General features: G+C 64.7%; 2 protein-coding genes. One reads left to right on the plus strand and one right to left on the minus strand.

Features of this window, described 5'->3' with window-relative positions; translation table 11 throughout:
- Positions 1 to 227: hypothetical protein (locus EN893_RS34635; protein WP_164901416.1), on the plus strand; the 227-nt coding region annotated here is incomplete at its 5' end.
- A gap of 374 nt (positions 228 to 601) precedes the next feature.
- On the opposite strand, the gene EN893_RS34645 is transcribed toward EN893_RS34635, so the two are convergent.
- A partial coding sequence (locus EN893_RS34645) for a gfo/Idh/MocA family oxidoreductase (RefSeq protein ID WP_128362192.1) occupies positions 602 to 1,223 on the minus strand: 622 nt, incomplete at its 5' end.

Genomic DNA, 1,223 nt, shown 5'->3' on the forward strand with positions numbered 1-1,223 from the left:
GGGTGCTGACGGAGGCTGCGGTTGCCGGCAAGACCGACATGCTGCAGGGCTTGAAGGAAAACGTCATCGTCGGCCGGCTGATCCCGGCCGGTACCGGCGGCACGATGAGCCAGATCCGGCGCATCGCCACCTCGCGCGACGAACTGATCATCGACGAGCGCCGCAAGGCCTCGGGTGCGGAAGTCGCCGAGCCGATGCTGGCCGACATGACAACCGCCGCGCAGTAAGCGCGGCGGTTGGAATCTCAGGCAAAAAAAGGCCGTCGGGGCGACCCGGCGGCCTTTTTTCATTGCGTTGGAGCCGAACTTTGTGGCGGTGGCGAAGTGAGGAGCATCGTCTGGTGCCTTGTTTTGCAGGCTGGCGCCGCCCCTCATCTGCCTGCCGGCATCTTCTCCCCGTATAGTGACGGGGAGAAGGACGCCGTCGCTGACGATTTCGTCAATCGGCGACCTTGCAGGGCGAACGCCGGCGTCGCCATTGCCCCTTTCTCCCCGTCACTATACGGGGAGAAATGTCCGGCAGGACAATGAGGGGCGGCGCGCCCTTCGCAAATGATCCGGAAAGTGGGGATCGGAGCGAGGTCGCTCTTCACAGCCCATTGTCAATCGAAGAACGCCTCGACCACGTTGCGCTTGCCGAGCATGAAGGCGTCAGCGACATGCTGCAGCGGCGCCAGATCGACATCGGAGGTGCCGGCGCGGACGATCTCGGCGAAGCGCTTGTAGAGCATCGGGTACTCGGCCTCCGGCTCGTCATGAACCACCTTGCCGTCGATGGCGAGCTTCGAGCCGCCGCCCGACAGCACCATCGCGCCCTTGTCGGTGTCGGCCAGGATGTCCCAGCTTTGCGGGCCTGTCTGCAGCCAGTCGAGGTCCATCGTCACCGGCAACCCGTTCGAGGTGCGGAAGGCGACGCGCGCGGCAACCGGGGAGGCGCGGTTTTCGGGAAAATCCAGCACCGCCGAGGTGATGAACATCGCCGGCAGGATATGGGTGGCAATCGACAGCGCGTTGATGCCGGGATCGAAGACGCCGAAACCGCCGGGAGCCCAGATCCATTCCTGGTTCGGGTGCCAGCGGCGCACGTCTTCCTTCCAGTTGATGGCGGCCGACCTGATCTTGGCTTTGTCGAGGAATGCACGCGCGGCCTCTACGGCCGGCGCATAGCGCGAGTGCCAGCTGGCGAACAGCGAAACCCCGTTCTGTGCGGCCAATGTCTTGAGG

It is taken from the genome of Mesorhizobium sp. M7A.F.Ca.CA.004.04.2.1, from assembly GCF_004022825.1.
Taxonomy (GTDB): domain Bacteria; phylum Pseudomonadota; class Alphaproteobacteria; order Rhizobiales; family Rhizobiaceae; genus Mesorhizobium.